Annotated in this window: 17 protein-coding genes and 1 pseudogene; 11 read left to right on the top strand and 7 right to left on the bottom strand. The window is 58.5% G+C overall.

Annotated elements, in window-relative coordinates; translation table 11 throughout:
* Together HMPREF2808_RS00220 and HMPREF2808_RS00215 are read right to left on the bottom strand one after the other, a co-directional pair.
* Positions 1–437: pseudogene (locus HMPREF2808_RS00220) on the bottom strand (HNH endonuclease); the annotation flags it as partial.
* A gap of 228 nt (positions 438–665) precedes the next feature.
* Positions 666–989, bottom strand: a complete 324-nt coding sequence (locus tag HMPREF2808_RS00215) for a hypothetical protein (RefSeq protein WP_070524461.1) — start codon at positions 987–989, stop codon at positions 666–668.
* Between the two features lie 48 nt (positions 990–1,037).
* On the opposite strand from HMPREF2808_RS00215, the gene HMPREF2808_RS00210 reads away from it, so the two are divergent.
* The 6 genes from HMPREF2808_RS00210 to HMPREF2808_RS00185 all read left to right on the top strand — a co-directional run bounded on the left by HMPREF2808_RS00210 (position 1,038) and on the right by HMPREF2808_RS00185 (position 9,376).
* Positions 1,038–2,414: an MFS transporter gene (locus HMPREF2808_RS00210; RefSeq protein WP_070622898.1), complete on the top strand. Its 1,377-nt coding sequence runs from the start codon at positions 1,038–1,040 to the stop codon at positions 2,412–2,414.
* 22 nt (positions 2,415–2,436) lie between these two features.
* Complete coding sequence (locus HMPREF2808_RS00205; RefSeq protein WP_070524457.1) at positions 2,437–3,468, top strand: ATP-dependent 6-phosphofructokinase; 1,032 nt, start codon at positions 2,437–2,439, stop codon at positions 3,466–3,468.
* 39 nt (positions 3,469–3,507) lie between these two features.
* The gene (locus HMPREF2808_RS00200; RefSeq protein WP_070564279.1) at positions 3,508–5,106 is read left to right on the top strand and encodes an aspartate:alanine exchanger family transporter; all 1,599 of its coding nucleotides are present in this window, start codon (positions 3,508–3,510) and stop codon (positions 5,104–5,106) included.
* Between the two features lie 34 nt (positions 5,107–5,140).
* Positions 5,141–6,655 carry an Asp-tRNA(Asn)/Glu-tRNA(Gln) amidotransferase subunit GatB gene (gatB, locus tag HMPREF2808_RS00195; protein ID WP_180952118.1) on the top strand — a complete coding sequence of 505 codons (1,515 nt, stop codon included), beginning with the start codon at positions 5,141–5,143 and terminating at the stop codon, positions 6,653–6,655.
* A gap of 55 nt (positions 6,656–6,710) precedes the next feature.
* Positions 6,711–7,766 carry an NAD(P)-dependent alcohol dehydrogenase gene (locus HMPREF2808_RS00190; RefSeq protein WP_070524448.1) on the top strand — a complete coding sequence of 352 codons (1,056 nt, stop codon included), beginning with the start codon at positions 6,711–6,713 and terminating at the stop codon, positions 7,764–7,766.
* Between the two features lie 185 nt (positions 7,767–7,951).
* Positions 7,952–9,376 (top strand): YkvI family membrane protein, encoded by a 1,425-nt coding sequence (locus HMPREF2808_RS00185; RefSeq protein WP_070524447.1) that lies wholly within the window; start codon positions 7,952–7,954, stop codon positions 9,374–9,376.
* Here the strand turns inward: HMPREF2808_RS00185 and HMPREF2808_RS00180 are convergent.
* Positions 9,373–10,062, bottom strand: coding sequence for a LysE/ArgO family amino acid transporter (locus HMPREF2808_RS00180; RefSeq protein WP_070565397.1), 690 nt, complete (start codon positions 10,060–10,062; stop codon positions 9,373–9,375). The two genes, HMPREF2808_RS00185 and HMPREF2808_RS00180, sit on opposite strands and share 4 nt — an antisense overlap.
* A 70-nt stretch (positions 10,063–10,132) precedes the next feature.
* On the opposite strand from HMPREF2808_RS00180, the gene HMPREF2808_RS00175 reads away from it, so the two are divergent.
* The 4 genes from HMPREF2808_RS00175 to HMPREF2808_RS00160 all read left to right on the top strand — a co-directional run bounded on the left by HMPREF2808_RS00175 (position 10,133) and on the right by HMPREF2808_RS00160 (position 12,901).
* Positions 10,133–11,017 (top strand): LysR family transcriptional regulator ArgP, encoded by an 885-nt coding sequence (locus tag HMPREF2808_RS00175; RefSeq protein WP_070524444.1) that lies wholly within the window; start codon positions 10,133–10,135, stop codon positions 11,015–11,017.
* Between the two features lie 28 nt (positions 11,018–11,045).
* Positions 11,046–12,020 carry a DoxX family protein gene (locus HMPREF2808_RS00170; protein WP_070565395.1) on the top strand — a complete coding sequence of 325 codons (975 nt, stop codon included), beginning with the start codon at positions 11,046–11,048 and terminating at the stop codon, positions 12,018–12,020.
* Positions 12,021–12,152: 132 nt separating this feature from the next.
* Entirely contained in the window at positions 12,153–12,590 is a 438-nt protein-coding gene (locus tag HMPREF2808_RS00165) for a hypothetical protein (protein WP_070564297.1), read from the top strand.
* Positions 12,587–12,901, top strand: coding sequence for a transcriptional regulator (locus tag HMPREF2808_RS00160; protein WP_070564300.1), 315 nt, complete (start codon positions 12,587–12,589; stop codon positions 12,899–12,901). Before HMPREF2808_RS00165 ends, HMPREF2808_RS00160 begins: the two co-directional genes overlap by 4 nt.
* Here HMPREF2808_RS00160 and HMPREF2808_RS13240 read toward each other — a convergent pair.
* The 3 genes from HMPREF2808_RS13240 to HMPREF2808_RS13925 all read right to left on the bottom strand — a co-directional run bounded on the left by HMPREF2808_RS13240 (position 12,865) and on the right by HMPREF2808_RS13925 (position 14,187).
* A complete protein-coding gene (locus HMPREF2808_RS13240) occupies positions 12,865–13,356 on the bottom strand; it encodes an IS30 family transposase (protein ID WP_118781216.1) in 492 nt (163 codons plus the stop codon). The genes HMPREF2808_RS00160 and HMPREF2808_RS13240 overlap by 37 nt on opposite strands.
* Before the next feature lie 4 nt (positions 13,357–13,360).
* Positions 13,361–13,591: a hypothetical protein gene (locus HMPREF2808_RS13235; protein ID WP_141748948.1), complete on the bottom strand. Its 231-nt coding sequence runs from the start codon at positions 13,589–13,591 to the stop codon at positions 13,361–13,363.
* 305 nt (positions 13,592–13,896) lie between these two features.
* Positions 13,897–14,187, bottom strand: coding sequence for a transposase (locus HMPREF2808_RS13925; protein WP_371325869.1), 291 nt, complete (start codon positions 14,185–14,187; stop codon positions 13,897–13,899).
* On the opposite strand from HMPREF2808_RS13925, the gene HMPREF2808_RS13640 reads away from it, so the two are divergent.
* Positions 14,089–14,721, top strand: a complete 633-nt coding sequence (locus HMPREF2808_RS13640; protein WP_070622895.1) for a hypothetical protein — start codon at positions 14,089–14,091, stop codon at positions 14,719–14,721. The genes HMPREF2808_RS13925 and HMPREF2808_RS13640 overlap by 99 nt on opposite strands.
* A gap of 117 nt (positions 14,722–14,838) precedes the next feature.
* Here the strand turns inward: HMPREF2808_RS13640 and HMPREF2808_RS00150 are convergent, their stop codons facing one another.
* Complete coding sequence (locus HMPREF2808_RS00150; protein WP_070622892.1) at positions 14,839–16,107, bottom strand: glycosyltransferase family 87 protein; 1,269 nt, start codon at positions 16,105–16,107, stop codon at positions 14,839–14,841.
* Positions 16,108–16,109 lie beyond the last annotated feature (2 nt).

Genomic DNA, 16,109 nt, shown 5'->3' with positions numbered 1-16,109 from the left:
CGCCTGATTTGGCTACGTGTAGGAAAAGCCTGATTGGGTTTCGAAGGGGTGAAGAAGTCAGCCAGGATGGTGTCGATAAAATCCAGGGTTTCATCCGTCAGGGCCGTCAGGGCTGACATGGGTTGGTCAATAGCAATCAAGGACTCAATGTCCAGCAGGCACAAGGTGTCTTGTATGGCTTTGACTTTCGGCAGGCTATCAAGCCGGTGGATAGCACGCAGACCTGCTTTGATGTGGCCTTCCGGCAGTGACCAGGCAGCCACCAAGCTTAAAGCGGTGGTGTTGATATCAGCCTGCAGGCTGGGCATAGCACCAACCCAGGTGTTGTAGATAGCGCGGCGGGCTGCCGCGCGGGCTATAGCGTGTGGATTATTCGGATTCGTTGTTGAGAAGAAGAAAGAAGAGGAGGTTGAAGGGTGCGTGGCGGTGGTAGTCATGAATGTCTCCCCCGAGAAAAATGAGTTAGAAGAAATGTTCTAACAATGATTCTACCGACCCTCACCGCACATAGCCATAGCCAGTAGTGAATTCACGTCAAGTCGCTACTATAAACGGGGGTAGTGGCACCCTGTTAGCTAGGAGGTTCGATAGGGTGCAGTAGGGGTAAGGTGAGAAAACAATCAAAACCCCACGTGCGTTGTTGGCGGCACGTGGGGCGTGGGGATCTACTGGGCGTCGGAAAGCGCGTAGGCAGCACCAGCGCTTGCGGCGGTGACGGCCAGGACTGCCGGCCAGGAGCCAATCTTCTTAGCCAGCGGGTGCGAGAGGCCAAACGCGCCGGTGTATAGAGCAGCAAGGCCAGCCGTAGTGGCTGGGTTCGTCTTAGCCCACCAGCTGCGTCCGGCCCAGACGCCAGCGGCGGCGAGTACAACGCCGCCTAGCGGGCGGATTCCAGTTTCCCGAGCTGTGAGCCAACCGCCAATGAGACCCAGAGAGACGGTCGCGGCCGTCGATACGTCCTGTGGTTTCTTAATGTCAATCATTCCCATGCGCTTCAGTTTAGGCCGCCTGCATGGACGGTGGCTAGACTTCCCTCCATGAATCACGCAGCAACGTACACTTCAGAAAAGCAAGCTTGGCTCGCCATGGCGGCGCTGTCACTCGGCTTCTTTATGTCGTTGCTGGATCAATCAATGATTGCAGTTGCGCTTCCCGACGTCCGTCGTGAGTTCAACGCCGACGTCAATCAGGTGCTGTGGGTCTCGGCCATCTATTTGCTCGCCGTGGTTGTGCCTCTCCTGTTTACTGGAAGGCTAGGGGATATCTACGGGCAGAAGCGAATGTTTCAGCTCGGCAACGGACTCTTTGGCCTTGGTGCACTGCTTTGTGCGCTGGCGCCATCCGTAGAGTTTCTCATCGCCGCACGGTCGCTACAAGGCCTAGGTGCCTCCATTCAGATGCCGCAGACCATGGCGGTGCTCAACCGTGTTTTCCCTCGTGAGCGGCGCGGCCGTGCGTTGGGTGCCTGGGGCGTGGTGGGTTCGCTGGCCACTCTTGCTGGACCGCTAGTGGGAGGCTTCGTTGTAGCCGCGTTTGGGTGGCAGGCGGTCTTTTGGATCCACATTCCCATTGTCATTGCAGCGATTGTTCTTTCCGGCCTGTGGGTGCCTTCCTTGCCGACGGCGACCGGAAGGATTGATTTCGTGTCGGTAGGGGCGTCGTTTGTCTCGTTGACCTGCTTCGTCTTTGCGGTGCAACAAGGGCCAGAGACTGGCTGGCCGTGGTGGATTTGGGCCCTCCTCGTCGCCGGAATTGTCGGCATGGCTATCTTCGTGCGCCTGCAATCATCCCGTGGGGCGGCAGCGCTCGTTCCGCTTGGGTTGTTTAAGGACCGTAACTACTCCGTGGGCACGGTGGCCATCGTGTCCATGGGCTTTATGGCTGCGTCGATGATGATTCCGATCATGATGTGGTTGCAGGTCGAGCAGGGTTTATCGGCGGGAGATGCCGGAATGATCGTCACGCCGATGGCTCTGGTTTCTTTGTGCGTGTCACCACTAGCGGGGATTTTGGCAGATAGGCTGCATCCACGACTATTAGCGCTCACGGGCTTCGGCATGTTGATTGCCACTTTCGCCGTGCTGTGGTTCCTCATGCACGCGGGTGTTTCGGGGTGGTGGCTGAGCCTGCCATGTGCGGCCTTGGGGGCGGGACAGTCCTTTATTTGGGGATCCAATGCCGCGACGACGATGCGCGATATTGATGCACATTTCATGGGAGCTGCTTCCGGTGTCTATAACACATCGCGACAGGTGGGCTCGGTGATTGGTGTGGCCGGTGTATCAGCAGTCATGCAGGTCGCCGGCGCGGCGGACTCGCTGGTCGCTATCGCTGCGATCCTTTTCGTCGGGTGTATTGCTTCGCTCTTCTTCCGGGATACCCTGCACGCTGGTGTGGAGACTGCGAGCCAATAGGGAAGCGAGTAGATTGGATGTCATGCGTCTTGCTGTACTGACATCCGGTGGTGATTGCCCCGGTCTGAATGCTGTTATCCGCGCGGTCGTTCGCACCGCATCCAACGAGTTCGGCGATACGGTCGTCGGCTACGAGGACGGCTGGGTTGGTCTGATGGAAGACCGACGCCGTGACCTTTATGACGACGCTGAAATTGACCGCATCCTCCTTCGCGGCGGAACCATCCTTGGTACTGGCCGCCTCCACCCTGATAAGTTCAAGGCTGGGCTGGACACCATCAAGGCCAATATGGCCGATGCTGAGGTTGATGCGCTCGTCGCCATTGGCGGCGAGGGAACTCTCAAGGGTGCTAAGTGGCTTTCTGACAACGGTATCCCAGTTGTCGGCGTTCCAAAGACCATCGATAACGACGTCAATGCAACGGACTACACCTTCGGTTTCGACACGGCCGTGTCCGTGGCCACCGATGCGATTGACCGCCTTCACACCACTGCTGAGTCCCACAACCGCATCCTCATCGTGGAGGTCATGGGCCGCCACGTTGGGTGGATTGCGCTGCATGCAGGCATGGCCGGCGGCGCGCACTACACGGTGATCCCCGAGGTCCCATTCGATATCGCAGATATCACCAAGGCGATGGAACGCCGCTTCCAGATGGGTGAGAAGTATGGCATCATCTGCGTCGCCGAAGGCGCACTTCCCAAGGAAGGCACCATGGACTTCGAAGCGGGCGGTGTCGATCAGTTTGGTCACCAGACCTTCAACGGAATTGGCCAGGTCATCGGTGATGAGATCAAGAAGCGCACCGGTTACGACGTGCGCACGACGGTCCTCGGCCACATCCAGCGCGGCGGCACGCCGACGGCGTATGACCGCGTCCTGGCAACCCGTTACGGCACCCACGCCGCCCGTGCCGCGCACAATGGTCAGTCCGGAATGTGCGTCGCCCTCCACGGTGAAAACATCGACCTCGTCCCGCTCGAGGATGCCGTGGGCAAGCTGAAGGTGGTTCCGGCAAAGCGCTATGCCAACGCGCAAGCCCTCTTCGGTTAAACGCCGCGACAAGGCCGCCCATAGTTAATAAAGGTTTCGATGACAAGCGTATTAGCTTTCCTTGCTGAGCAGCCGGTCCTGTTGGTGTTTTTGCTGATTGGCATCGGCATGGCGCTCGGCGGCATCAAAACCCGGGGAATTAGCTTAGGGGCGGCCGCCGTTCTCTTCCTTGGTATTGCTTTTTCGGCCGCCGCCTCCGCCGTTGGTGTGGAGGCCTCCGTACCTCCCATTCTGGGAATGCTCGGGTTGGTGCTCTTTGCCTTTGGCATTGGCAATAATTCTGGGGTGTCCTTCTTTAAGTCGCTGAAAACCGCGACGGGCCCAGTGCTGTCGATGATTGGAGTCTTCATCGTCGCGGCGCTTGCCGCGTGGGGGTTGGGCACTTATGTTTTTGGGCTATCGAATGCCACCATCGCGGGTACTTTTGCCGGCGCTGTGACGAATACCCCCGCGTTGGCGGCGGCGTCGGAAGCTACGGGTGATCCCGGCGCAGCAACCGTGGGCTACGCGGTGTCTTACTTATTCGGCGTCATCGGCATGCTCGCGGCCACGGTGCTCGTGCTTCGCGACGCCGGGAATGACGACGACACCCTGTCACCCGTCACGCGCCAGCACATGCAGATTCTGAGAGAAATCGCGGTGGCAGAGATTGCAGACATCGGCAACGGGGAAGTGCAAGTGACCCGCCTGCGGCGCGTCGGCAGCAATGATATCGTCCTGCCGAAGTTTTTCGATGTGTTGCACCCAGGTGATGTGGTCACGCTCGTCGGTGCCCCGGAAGATCTGGACAATATCATTGAGCGCGCTGGCCGTGAATCCCCGCAGATCCTCAACGATGACCGCCACGAGCTAGACTTTCGTCGCATTACTATCTCCGAGCACAGCTTGGCTGGCCTGACTATTGCGGAGCTGAACAACCAGCTGTCTGACCGGTGGGGCGCGCGCATTTCGCGCGTTCGCCGTGCGGACAACGATCAGGTTGCTATCCCCGAACACATCGTGGAGCTGGGAGATCGCGTGCGCGTCGTGGGCTCAAAGAAGTCGCTGCGCGAGATCTCAAACTTTCTTGGGGATTCTTCGCAAGGCCTAACCGATATCAACCCCGTATCCCTCGGCCTCGGCTTGGCCCTTGGCATCTTTGTAGGGCATATCGATATCCCGCTTCCGGGCGGATCTTCCTTCAACCTCGGTGCTGCCGCCGGCGTTCTCATCGTCGCGTTGGTCATGGCGCGGATTGGGCGAATCGGCAATACAGTGACCGCATTGCCGCACTCAGCCAACACGATTCTTTCCGAGCTCGGACTGTTGCTCTTCTTGGCCCAAGCCGGAACGAATGCGGGCGGGGAGATCGCCGGTGCCTTTACAGGCGGCGCGTGGTGGAAGATTCTTCTCCTTGGCATCATCATCACAACGCTGGTCGCATTCGGGTTTGCCTTTGTGATGCGCCGATTCCTGCGCGTCGGCGCTACAAAGACGGCGGGTGCTATGGCCGGAGCTCAGACTCAACCGGCAGTTCTCGCTTTTGTGAATAATCGGACGAGCACTGATCAGCGTGTGTCCTTGGGCTATGCCATGGTGTATCCGGCAGCGATGATCGCCAAAATTCTTATTACGCACGGCATCACCTTGTTGGGTTAGGCGGTTGCGCACGGTGACGCGTTAACATACTAAGATGGCACGCATGACTGCTGCGATGTATGACCTGATGGACTACGACGAGGTCCTGGAAAAGTTCGAACCCGTAATGGGCATGGAAGTTCACGTGGAGCTCAATACGGAAACCAAGATGTTCTCCACCTCGCCCACGAACTTCAACGCAGCCCCCAACTCCAACGTGGACCCGGTTTCGCTGGGTCTGCCCGGAGCATTGCCGGTAGTGAATTCTAAGGGCGTGGAAGGCGCCATCAAGATCGGTCTGGCGCTGAACTGCAAGATTGCGGAATCGTCGCGCTTTGCCCGCAAGAACTACTTCTACCCGGACCAGCCGAAGAACTATCAGATCTCTCAGTATGATGAGCCGATTGCATACGACGGCTACCTTGACGTCGTCCTCGATGACGGCACCGAGTGGCGCGTAGAAATTGAGCGTGCCCACATGGAAGAAGACACCGGAAAGCTCACCCACTTGGGCGGTGCCGACGGCCGTATCCATGGCGCGACCTCCTCGCTGGTGGATTGCAACCGCGCGGGCATTCCGCTCATTGAGATCGTGACCAAGCCGATCATTGGTGCTGGCGAGCGCGCCCCCGAGGTTGCCCGCGCCTATGTCTCTGCCCTGCGTGAACTCGTCGCGGCACTGGGCGTGTCCGATGCCCGCATGGATCAGGGCTCGATGCGCGTGGATTCCAACGTGTCGCTGCGCCCGGTGGGCCAGGAAGAGTTCGGCACCCGCACCGAAACCAAGAACATCAACTCCCTGCGCTCCGTCGAGCAGGCGGTGCGCTTTGAGATGCAGCGCCAGGCGCAGGTGCTTGTCGACGGTGGCGAGATCGTCCAGGAAACTCGCCACTACCAGGAAACGGATGGTTCGACTTCCAAGGGCCGTCCGAAGGAGACCGCCGAGGACTACCGATACTTCAACGACCCGGACCTGCCGCCGGTGATTGTCTCCCGCGAGTGGGTTGAGGAAATCCGCCAGACCCTGCCAGAGATGCCGTGGATTCGCCGCGCCCGCATCCAAGAGGAGTGGGGCCTCAAGGACGAGGAGATGCGCGATCTGGTCAACGCCGGCGCCTTGGATCTCATCATCGAAACCGTGGAAGCCGGAACCAGCCCGGATGAGGCCCGCTCTTGGTGGGTTTCTTACCTGACCGGTAAGGCTAATGAGGGCGGCGTTGAGCTGAGCGCCCTCGACATCACCCCGGCTCAGGTCGCGCGCGTGGTCGAGCTGGTCAAGGAAGGCAAGCTGACCACCAAGCTTGCTCGCAAGGCGGTTGACGGCGTCCTCGAAGGCGAGGGGGATGTCGACGAGGTCGTCGCCAATCGCGGACTCGAGGTCGTGCGCGATGACGGCGCAATCGAGAAGGCCGTTGATGATGCCCTGGCAGCCAACCCGGACATCGTGGAGAAGTACAAGGCTGGCAACAAGAAGGTCACCGGCGCCATCGTTGGCGCGGTCATGAAGGCTACCCAGGGTAAGGCTGACCCGGGGCAGGTCAATAAGCTGATCGCGAAGAAGCTCTCTTAGTTGGTATAAATTTCCATTAGGCGAGGTCAGGCGGCTGCGGGGTACCGTGGTCGCCATGACTATTTCTGCTAAAGCACTCCAAAAGACAGGCCCAAACGAACCTTTTAAGGTTGTGACCATCCAGCGTCGTGACCCGCGCGCCGATGACGTCGTCATCGACATAAAGGCCGCGGGCATCTGCCACTCGGACATCCACACCATCCGCAATGAGTGGGGTGAGGCGCACTTCCCGCTGACCGTCGGCCATGAGATCGCCGGCGTTGTTTCCGCCGTGGGGGAGGACGTCACCAAGTTCCAGGTGGGGGACCGCGTCGGCGTGGGCTGCCTGGTGAATTCTTGCGGCGAGTGCGAGCAGTGCCAAGCTGGAATGGAGCAGAACTGCCTTAATGGTGGTGTGGGCACCTATAATTCCACCGACGTCGACGGAACGATTACCCAAGGTGGTTATGCGGAGAAGGTCGTGGTGAACCAGGATTTCGTCCTGCGTATTCCGGATGCCCTTGACTTCGATGTCGCCGCGCCCTTGCTGTGTGCCGGAATTACCACCTACTCTCCGCTGGCTCGCTGGGACGTCAAGGAAGGGCAGAAGGTGGCCGTCGTGGGCCTCGGCGGTTTGGGGCACATGGGCGTACAGATTGCCGCTGCCAAGGGGGCGGATGTCACTGTCATCTCACGCACCTCGCGCAAGGCTGAGGAGGCCGCGAAGCTGGGCGCGAACCGTACGCTCGCCACCACCGAAGAAGAGGACTTTTTCAAAAACCACCGCGGGGAGTTCGACTTCATCCTCTCCACGATTTCCGCCGAGTACAACCTCGAGGACTACCTGCGGATGCTCAAGCCGCGCGGCATCATGTCTGTCGTGGGGCTGCCGCCGGAGGCCCTGCCATTGCGCCTCAACCGCCTGGTAGGCGGCGGCAAGGTGCTCACCGGCAACAACATTGGCGGGATCGCCGAAACCCAGGAAATGCTGGACTTTTGTGCCGAGCACGGCCTGGGAGCGGTCATTGAGAAGGTCGGCGTCGATGACGTCGATGCCGCCTATGAGCGCGTCGTTGCGGGTGATGTGAAGTTCCGATTCGTCATTGATACCGCTACGTTTGCCGAGCATTAAGAGGTGAGCCGCCTCATGCTTTAGCGGCCATTGGAGCAAGCTCTCCATGGCCGCACACATGTTTTCCTGTCATGATGGAGTACCGTGGTAGTAGTGTGCCGCCGTACTTCATCAAAGGTATGGCGCGTTTTTATGCGCTAGTCATAAAGCATAAAGAGAAGAAACTAGAAAACAGATAGGAAAACGTGTCTTATAAAAACGTCGTAGGCATCGCTTTGTCCTTCATTGGCTTGCTCGTGGGTGCGGGCTTTGCCACGGGACAGGAAGTTGTCCAGTACTTTACGTCCTTCGGTATTCCCGGCATGTGGGGAATCCTGGTTGCCGGTTTGGTCATGACCCTTGCCGGTACAGTCTTCCTCCAACTGGGAAGCTACTTCCACGCCAGCGAGCACAACCAGGTGTTCAGGAACATCACCCACCCGATCATTTCGCGCATTCTGGATGTCGCGGTAATCCTCACGCTATTTGCGGTGGGCTTCGTCATGCTGGCGGGTGCCGGTTCCAACATGCAACAGCAGTTCGGCTGGCCGGCTTGGGTAGGCTCGCTGCTCATGCTCGTGCTTGTTCTCATCACAGGCATGTTTGATGTGGATAAGGTGTCACAGGTTATTGGTCTTCTCACGCCGACCATCATTATCGCCGTTCTCTTTGTAGGCACCTACACGCTGCTGCACATGCCAGAGAACGTTGATGCGGCCATTAGTGCCTCTGAAGCGATCGAGTCCCCGATTCCGTTCTGGCTCGTATCCGCGCTGAACTACAACGGCCTCGCCCTCATTCTGGCTGTATCGATGTCCTTGGTGATCGGTGGCGATAACATCAGCCCGCGTGAGGCTGGTGTCGGTGGCATTGTAGGCGGCGCGGTCTACGCGGTGCTCATGGCCATTGCTGGTTTCTCCTTGCTGATGAACGCGGAGAATGTGGGCGATTCAGATATTCCGATGCTGACCCTGGTGGACAACGTTCACCCAGTCCTTGGCGTCATCATGGCAGTCATCATCTACCTGATGATCTTTAATACGGCCATCGGCATGTTCTATGCGCTGGGTAAGCGTTTGTCCTCCGGCAACGAGTCCAAGTACCGCATCATCTTTATCGCCGGCTGCCTTGCAGGTTTCGCGGTTTCCTTCGCCGGCTTCAAGGCGCTCATGCAGTATGTGTACCCGGTTCTGGGCTACATGGGCATCGTCCTCGTCGTCATCCTGGTGGTTGGATGGCTGCGCTCCTTGGGCAAGATCAAGGATGAAGGCTTGCGCCGCGAGCGCATCCGCGCCCTGCTTCACCTGAAGCTGCATCCCGATTCGGAATATGACGCAGCGCGTTACGACGATGAGATTGGTCAGCAGATCGCTGATTCCAACATGGACGATGAAGCCCTTTTTGAGGATCTCGTCTCCGATGTGGTCGATGAGCTGGATTCGGACGAGGAGCTCGACTTCGACAAGGAAGAGTGGGAGGAAAACCGCAACGATCACTCCTACTACACCGAGCGCGACGCCGTGGAGCAGGACCGCAGCGACGAAGAGATCAAGGCCTGGGTGGAAGAAACCGGCGCGGTGGGAGATCCCGCCGAGGATGAAGAACTCCCCGAGGACTCACAGAAAAATTAGTGGAGCAACAGCTTCGCCGTTAGTGCAATCATGACGCAGCCGATGACGATGTTGACTACGCGCCACGTCGTCGGCTTGGCCAGCACGTGGGAGAGCTTGTAGGCGCCAAAGCCTAGGGAGGGGAACCACACTGCGCTGGCCATGATGGCGCCTGCCGCGAACACCCAGCGCTGGTCGCCATATTGGTTTGCAATGGAGCCCAGCATGACTAGCGCGTCGACGTAGGCCAGGGGGTTAAGCCACGTCAGCGCCAACGCACCGAGGACGGGCTTGACCCAGGATTTTGAGCGCACGCGGGGGCGGATCTTCGTAAGTACTGAGTTCCCCGGTGTCCCAGAGGAACCCGAATTCTCATCAACAACTTGGGCCACCGGTGCAGTTTCCTCAATTACCAGTGCTTCCTGTTCCTTCTTGAAGGCATCGCGGAAACACGTGAAGCCGAAGTAGATGAGGTAGGCCGCGCCGAGGTACTTCACCACGACGAGCGCGGTGGGGAAGCGCTCCACAAGGACGCCGACGCCGGCGGTGCCGCCGGTGATCAGGATGACGTCGGAAAGCAAGCATGCCAACAGGATGGGGCCGACATGGTCGCGTTTAATACCCATCTTGATGATGTAGGCATTCTGCGGTCCGATAGCGATGATGAGGGACAGGCCCAGCGCAAATCCTGCGAGCAATACTGACATGGCTTCTAGTGTGCGTATATCGACATATGAAGTCCAGTTAAATGTTCTACATCTGGTTTAATATTGCTTCATGAACCCGCTGCATACCGAAACACTGCTGGCCATCATCGATGAAGGTTCCTTCGAGGGTGCCGCGGCTGTGTTGGGAATCACTCCCTCGGCCGTGAGCCAGCGCATCAAGGCACTGGAGGTGTCGACGGGCCGCATACTCCTGCGCCGCGGGACCCCTGTCACCGTGACTGAGGCGGGGGAGATCGTCGCCCAAGCCGCACGACGCATGGCGCTGGTCCAGGCGGAAGCGGATGCGCGGCTTACCGAGCGGTTGTCCCGCGTGCCACTGACCGTTGCCATCAACTCGGATTCCCTGGCCACGTGGTTTCGTCCTGTAATCCAGCGCACTGCCGAGCGCGGTGCGGCGGCGCTGCGTATCCGCATCGAGGATGAGGCCCGCACGCTCGCAATGCTGCGCCGCGGCGACGTTCTGGGAGCTGTGACTCGCGAGCAAACGCCAGTCTCTGGCTGCGAATCCACATACCTCGGCACCATGCGCTATTTTGCCGTCGCCGCGCCGGAGCTGGCGGAGACCTTCGAGGACTGGGAGACGCTGCCCATCGTGGGTTTCGGGCCGAACGACGCCACGTTGGATGACGCCATGCGTGAGCGCTTCATCGACTCCCACGTCCTGCGCGCACGGGTATCTCAGATTCCCTCCTCGGAGAGTTATGTCGAAGCTGTGCGCTACGGCCTGGGCTGGGGCTTGGTGCCGCGCCTGCAGGCCCAGCCATTGCTGGAGTCCGGGGAGCTAGTGCTTCTCGACGACTTCCCGCTCGACATCGACCTCTACTGGCAGCGCTGGCGGCTGGAGTCGGAGTTGCTTGCTGATCTCACCGAAGACGTCTTAAACGCTGGCCATGCGGTTTTAGCTTCGCGCCGCGCCGGTAAAGATGCACCATAAGGGTGCTGTGCTGCCTTAAGTTGGAGGTATGAGCGATAAAACTCCTGATAAAGCCACCGACTTTGATGACGATATCCCGACCTACACGGGCAAAGACTCCGTGAAGGACAACGCGCCCGCGGAAGCTGCGGCCGAAAAGCCGAAGAAGAGCAGCCTCTTCCAGCGCCCGGGGCGCGCCGAGCCGCAGGTGATCAAGCCTAAGAAGGCCGAAGAGCCCGCCGTTGAGGCAGAGCCTGAGGCCAAGACCGAAACCTTTGAGAGCGCTTCCCGCGACTCCTTGTCTTTCGATAGCGCTGCCGCAGATGCTGAAACTGAAACTACTGCTTTCCCACGCGCGGAGGCGACGGCAGGAACCGATACGGAGACGACTGCCATGCCGGCGGCCGAGGCTGATGAAGAGCCCAGCGCCGTTGCCGTGGCTGACCCTGCGGATGAGCCAGTCACCTCAACCGAGACGGAGGCTGTAGAAGAAAAGCACTCGTCGGCTCGCCGAGGCACCATTGACTTTGGTCTACTTTTCGTGCGCCTGGCGCTCAGCGTTTACCTGCTCGTGGCTGGTGCTTCGACCTTCTTTAAGCTCGGCGGCAACGAGGGGCTGTCAGGCTTGGAGAATGAGTTCGGTGAGTACACCATGGCGGCGGCCTTGGCCATCGGCGTGCCCACCGTCCAGCTCATTGCCGGCGCCTTCCTGCTTCTGGGTCTAGTTACACCGCTGGCGGCCATGTTCGGCCTCATTGTTACTGGGTTTTCTGCTATCCACGGCCTCAATGCCTCCGGTGCTGGGTTGGATGTCTTTGCCTGGAATGAGAGCGTCTGGCTGGGTCTGGTGCTCTTTGTTATCGCTGTGGCCCTGCAGTTCACCGGTCCGGGATTCATCTCCCTTGACTTCAATCGCTCCTGGACCCGTCGCCCACTGGCAACCTCGTGGGTCTTTGTCGTCATTGGCGTTGCCGCGCTCGTGGCCATCTGGTGGTTTGGAGCTGGCGTCAACCCGTTGAGCTAAGAGTTTTAGCGCCTACTTAAGCTCCCAGCCTGCAGTTATACACCAACTGTTGTTGTTTGCCATTGCGTAAAGTAAGTTGGTTTCCGTAATGGAAAACAATGACTTTGGTGCCGCAGGAGGGGAGCTTTAGTTTTGTCCGATCAGGATGTTCGAGAAGCACTCGCATTTGAGGAGCAACAACAGCTAGCCGCGGCGAAGCGGCCGCCTATCTGGCTGAGTTTGCTCGCATCGGCTGCTTACGGCGCGTGGTTTGCCTACATGTGGATCAAGGATGACGTCCATCCTCTCGTTCTTGTTGGTGGACTGCTTCTTGTACTCGGGCTCTTGGTGAGTCTTGCCTTCTTTTACCGCACGGGGGTGCGGGATTCGATGCGTCAGAAGGTTGATCCGCACGCCTCCAGGAATGTGACCTGGCGCTTCTACGCAGGATTGGGGTTTATGATGCTGCCGGCACTGTTCAATCCCTTTGTTGAAGGGCACGTTATTGCCTCGTGCATCGCAGGTGTGCTGTGCAGTTTGTCGGTCTTTTGGACGTTGCACACCGGTGCGCTGAATAGGATGCCGCGATGAGTGAGCTCGATCCGATAATCCACCCGCTCAACCGCTTTAAAATTTGCGCCACGCTCAATGCCTTCGGGGCCACGCAGGGTGGGGAGGTAAACCGTGAGATGAAATTCGCCGTGTTGCGCGACCGCACGGAGCTTTCCGACGCCTCCCTGTCCAAGCAGCTCGGAGCGCTAGAACAAGCCGGCTACGTGACTCGCTTCCGCGAATACGGCACCAGCCGCGCTAAGGACTCGGTGTGGGTCGCCTTGACTGAGCAAGGCAAGATCGCCTTCGACGGTCACTTGGCAGCACTCAAGGATTTAGCTGAGGGCTGAGTTGGGCGCATAGTATGGCGTCGCTGAGGTGCCAATGTTGCCAAAGTTTTCCCGCCCGCCGCAGGCGGTTTCAAGTGGTGGATGCACCACTTGAATAGTTCTTGGATTTTCTCTTCTGGTGTGTACCAGTTGAGGACTTTTCTGGGGCGCCCGTTGAGTGGGTCTTGAATGTGTTGAGCGCCCTTATCGGTCAGGGTACTAAAGTCGCTTCCTTTGGGTAGGAAGTCTCGGACTAGCCCGTTGGTGTTTTCGTTGGTAGGACGCTGCCGGGGTGAGTGTGGATCGCAGAAGTAGACTGCGAGCCCACGTTCGATGCTCGGCCTGTCTACTTGGGCTAGTTCCACACCTTGGTCCCAGGTCAATGTTTTGGTGATGTTGCGTATTTTTCCGGTAAACATCTCGATTAACTTATCGACAGTCGTGGCGGAATCATGCACATCAAGCAGCGAGCCCATATGACTACTTGTTCAAGCCGGTTAGAATCCAAGCACTACCCGGATTATCCAGAGAAAAACTGAGAGCAACTGTCGTTGACTCCATGATTAAAGAAGGCGGACTTGATGGAGAACACAGATCGAGAGCCTTTCGAGAGAACTTCACCCATTGTTCGCTGTCGCCCTTTCCTCTAAGAAAGAGGAAGTTTTCTTGATCGGAGAAGCCGTGTTCTGGAACAGGGGGATCATCAGCCATAAGTGTTTCTTTGACTGTTTGATACGGAGTGTATGGGCACACGAGCGAAAACTCAGTCCATTCTGGTCCGTAGAGTTCCTCCAGTGTGATGGACTCAGTAACGGGGGTTGCATGTCCCGATCGTCCTAGGGACGCGAGATGAGAAGCCAATGGGTCATCAAAACTACAAGAGGAGAGTAATAGGGAGACAATACTAGTGAACCCTATCCGTGCCATCATGCGTCTCATTAACATAACCCCATTCTCGTGCCTATCCTAGGAAAGTGTAGATAGCAGTCCAATGCTAGCCCAGAGGGCGCACTGGTTCAGAGCAGAAGTGAAGTGCCCCGATTTTTGTTCCTAGGGGCAGGGCTCAGCAGCCAAGGGGAAGGTGACCACTTCGTGTTCAACCCCTCGATGACAAAGGCCCGCAACTGCGGGTTGGTATCGAGTTTACGGGGTTTAGGCCTGGCTAAACGGTCTACAGCCCGCTTTTGCGCCACGAGGGCATCGTAGCCATGCTCAGTCATCCCACGGGCGATTTCCCTGCTAATCGTCGACTGATTCCGGCCAAGGTGGGCTGCAATCTCACGGTGAGTAAGACCCTGATCAAGCAGATAGGCTATCGCTATTCGGTCATGGCGGATAAGACGCTTTCCGCGTCCTACCTTCGATTCGGATTCAGTGGGATGATCATTGAGTACCCAACGCCCATACATGCGATTATGGTGCCACGTTTTCACCGTGGCAGTGCAGCGATCAACAACCTGGCCGGCCTGTTTATAGCTTTTGCCAGCATCCACAAGTTTCAAAGCTTGGGCAATGCGATCCCGCTCGTGTTGTATGGCTCCACCGCGACTGGTATTGGCGAGTTCGATACCGTCTTGCGCAAGGTATCGGTAAGCGGTCTGTGGGAAACCTGTCTCTTTCAGTGCACTATGCGCAGACCGACCGCTTTCTACAATAGCAATGATCTTTTGGTATTGATCTTTGTACTTATCCTCATTCAGGCTCCGACGGCGCTTGCCACGGCTAAGGCCCTCAGCCTGGCGCCACACCTTCGCCGTAGCCTTCGAGCCCCCCAACTCCTTAAGGATCACCGACATCGGACGCGCATCATGCAGATACGCCTGCACATACCGCTCACGTAGCTTTCTATCGCCTAACATCTACACAACCTCCTAGCTGTATAGATGCATTCACCACCTGAGCCCGCCGCAGGCGCGGCGCATAACTTTGGCAGAACGGGCAGTTTTGCGTTTCGGGGCTTAGGTGGTTTGGGCCGCAGCGAGTGCAACATGGGGCTTGTCGGATTGAGTGCCCTTAACCTTGAGGCAGATGGCGTAGAGAATCCAGCTGAGGAGTGCTAGCCACACGAAGTCATCGACCAAGAACTTCTGATACAGCGGCATCGCGTGGACATCGATGCTGTCACCAAACCACCACTTCGGCGGAACGGTGAGCAGCATGCCCACCCAGGCGGCCAGCACAGCCAGCAAGCTACCGGCGACCCAGGTGGAATTCCGCCAAGACCATGCGCGGTAGACCAGAACGGGGACGATGAGCGACAGCCACACCCAGTGGTGGGACCACGACACGGGGGAGATGAGCAGCATGGTGGTGGCAGTGGTGAGGTGGGCGTCGACAAGCAAGCCGTGCCGCATCTGCGCCAGGATGAGTGCTGAGCCGAGCCCGATGACTGTGAGCGCCGCGAGAAGCCACAGCACGTTGATGAGCATGCCGTGGTTGTCCATCGCCTCCTGGGATGTGAAGAGACGCTGGATGACGCCCTTGAGCGAGGAGTTGGACTGATAGTTCGTAGCTACGCCGAAATCCGCGCCCGAGCCCATATCGAGAAGCTTCGAGGTGAAGAACTCGACGAAGGCTTCCCAGCGGTAGGCCGCGGCCAGCAAGGTGGCCACAACGGCGGAGGCGAAGGCCGTGAGGATCGGCTTCCACTCGCGGCGCAGCAGGAAGTAGAGCAGCATGGCCAAGGGGGTGATCTTGATGGCCGCCGCGAGACCGATCAGCCAGCCTTGCGGGAGCTTGCGCTTGCGGGGGACGAGATCGAAGATGACCAGCGCCATGATGACGATGTTGATTTGCGCAAAACCGTTGTTGAGGCGGATGGGTTCAAAGAACATGGCAGCAGCCCACGCGATAGTCACGGTGGGCCACAGGTGCGGCACCTTGAGCGCGCGGAAGATTGCGTAGAGGCACGCAAAGACCAAGGCGTCCGAGAGGACGATCATGATATCGCCCGCCAAGGCGTCACTCATCCAGTCGAAGGCGGTGAGCGGAACCATGACTAGCGCCCCGAAGGGCGGGTAGATAAAGGGGAGTGCCAAATCCCCAGCGTACATGGGCTCCGAGTAGACCGAGCGGCCCTCCATGAAGGCGCGGACGCCCTCACGGTAAATGATCATGTCCACAGGGTAGTCCGTGTGGAGAACATGGCGTATGACGCCCACCAGGCCAATGATGAGCCCGGCGGCGGTCAGGAGTGTGCGCCTTGCGGCGTTAGTGGCGAAATTCATCG

The sequence above is a fragment of the Corynebacterium sp. HMSC078A10 genome, assembly GCF_001811565.1.
GTDB classification, from domain to species: domain Bacteria; phylum Actinomycetota; class Actinomycetes; order Mycobacteriales; family Mycobacteriaceae; genus Corynebacterium; species Corynebacterium hesseae.
The sequence above is the reverse complement of the archived record's forward strand: the minus strand, read 5'-3'. Positions and strand labels throughout refer to the sequence as shown.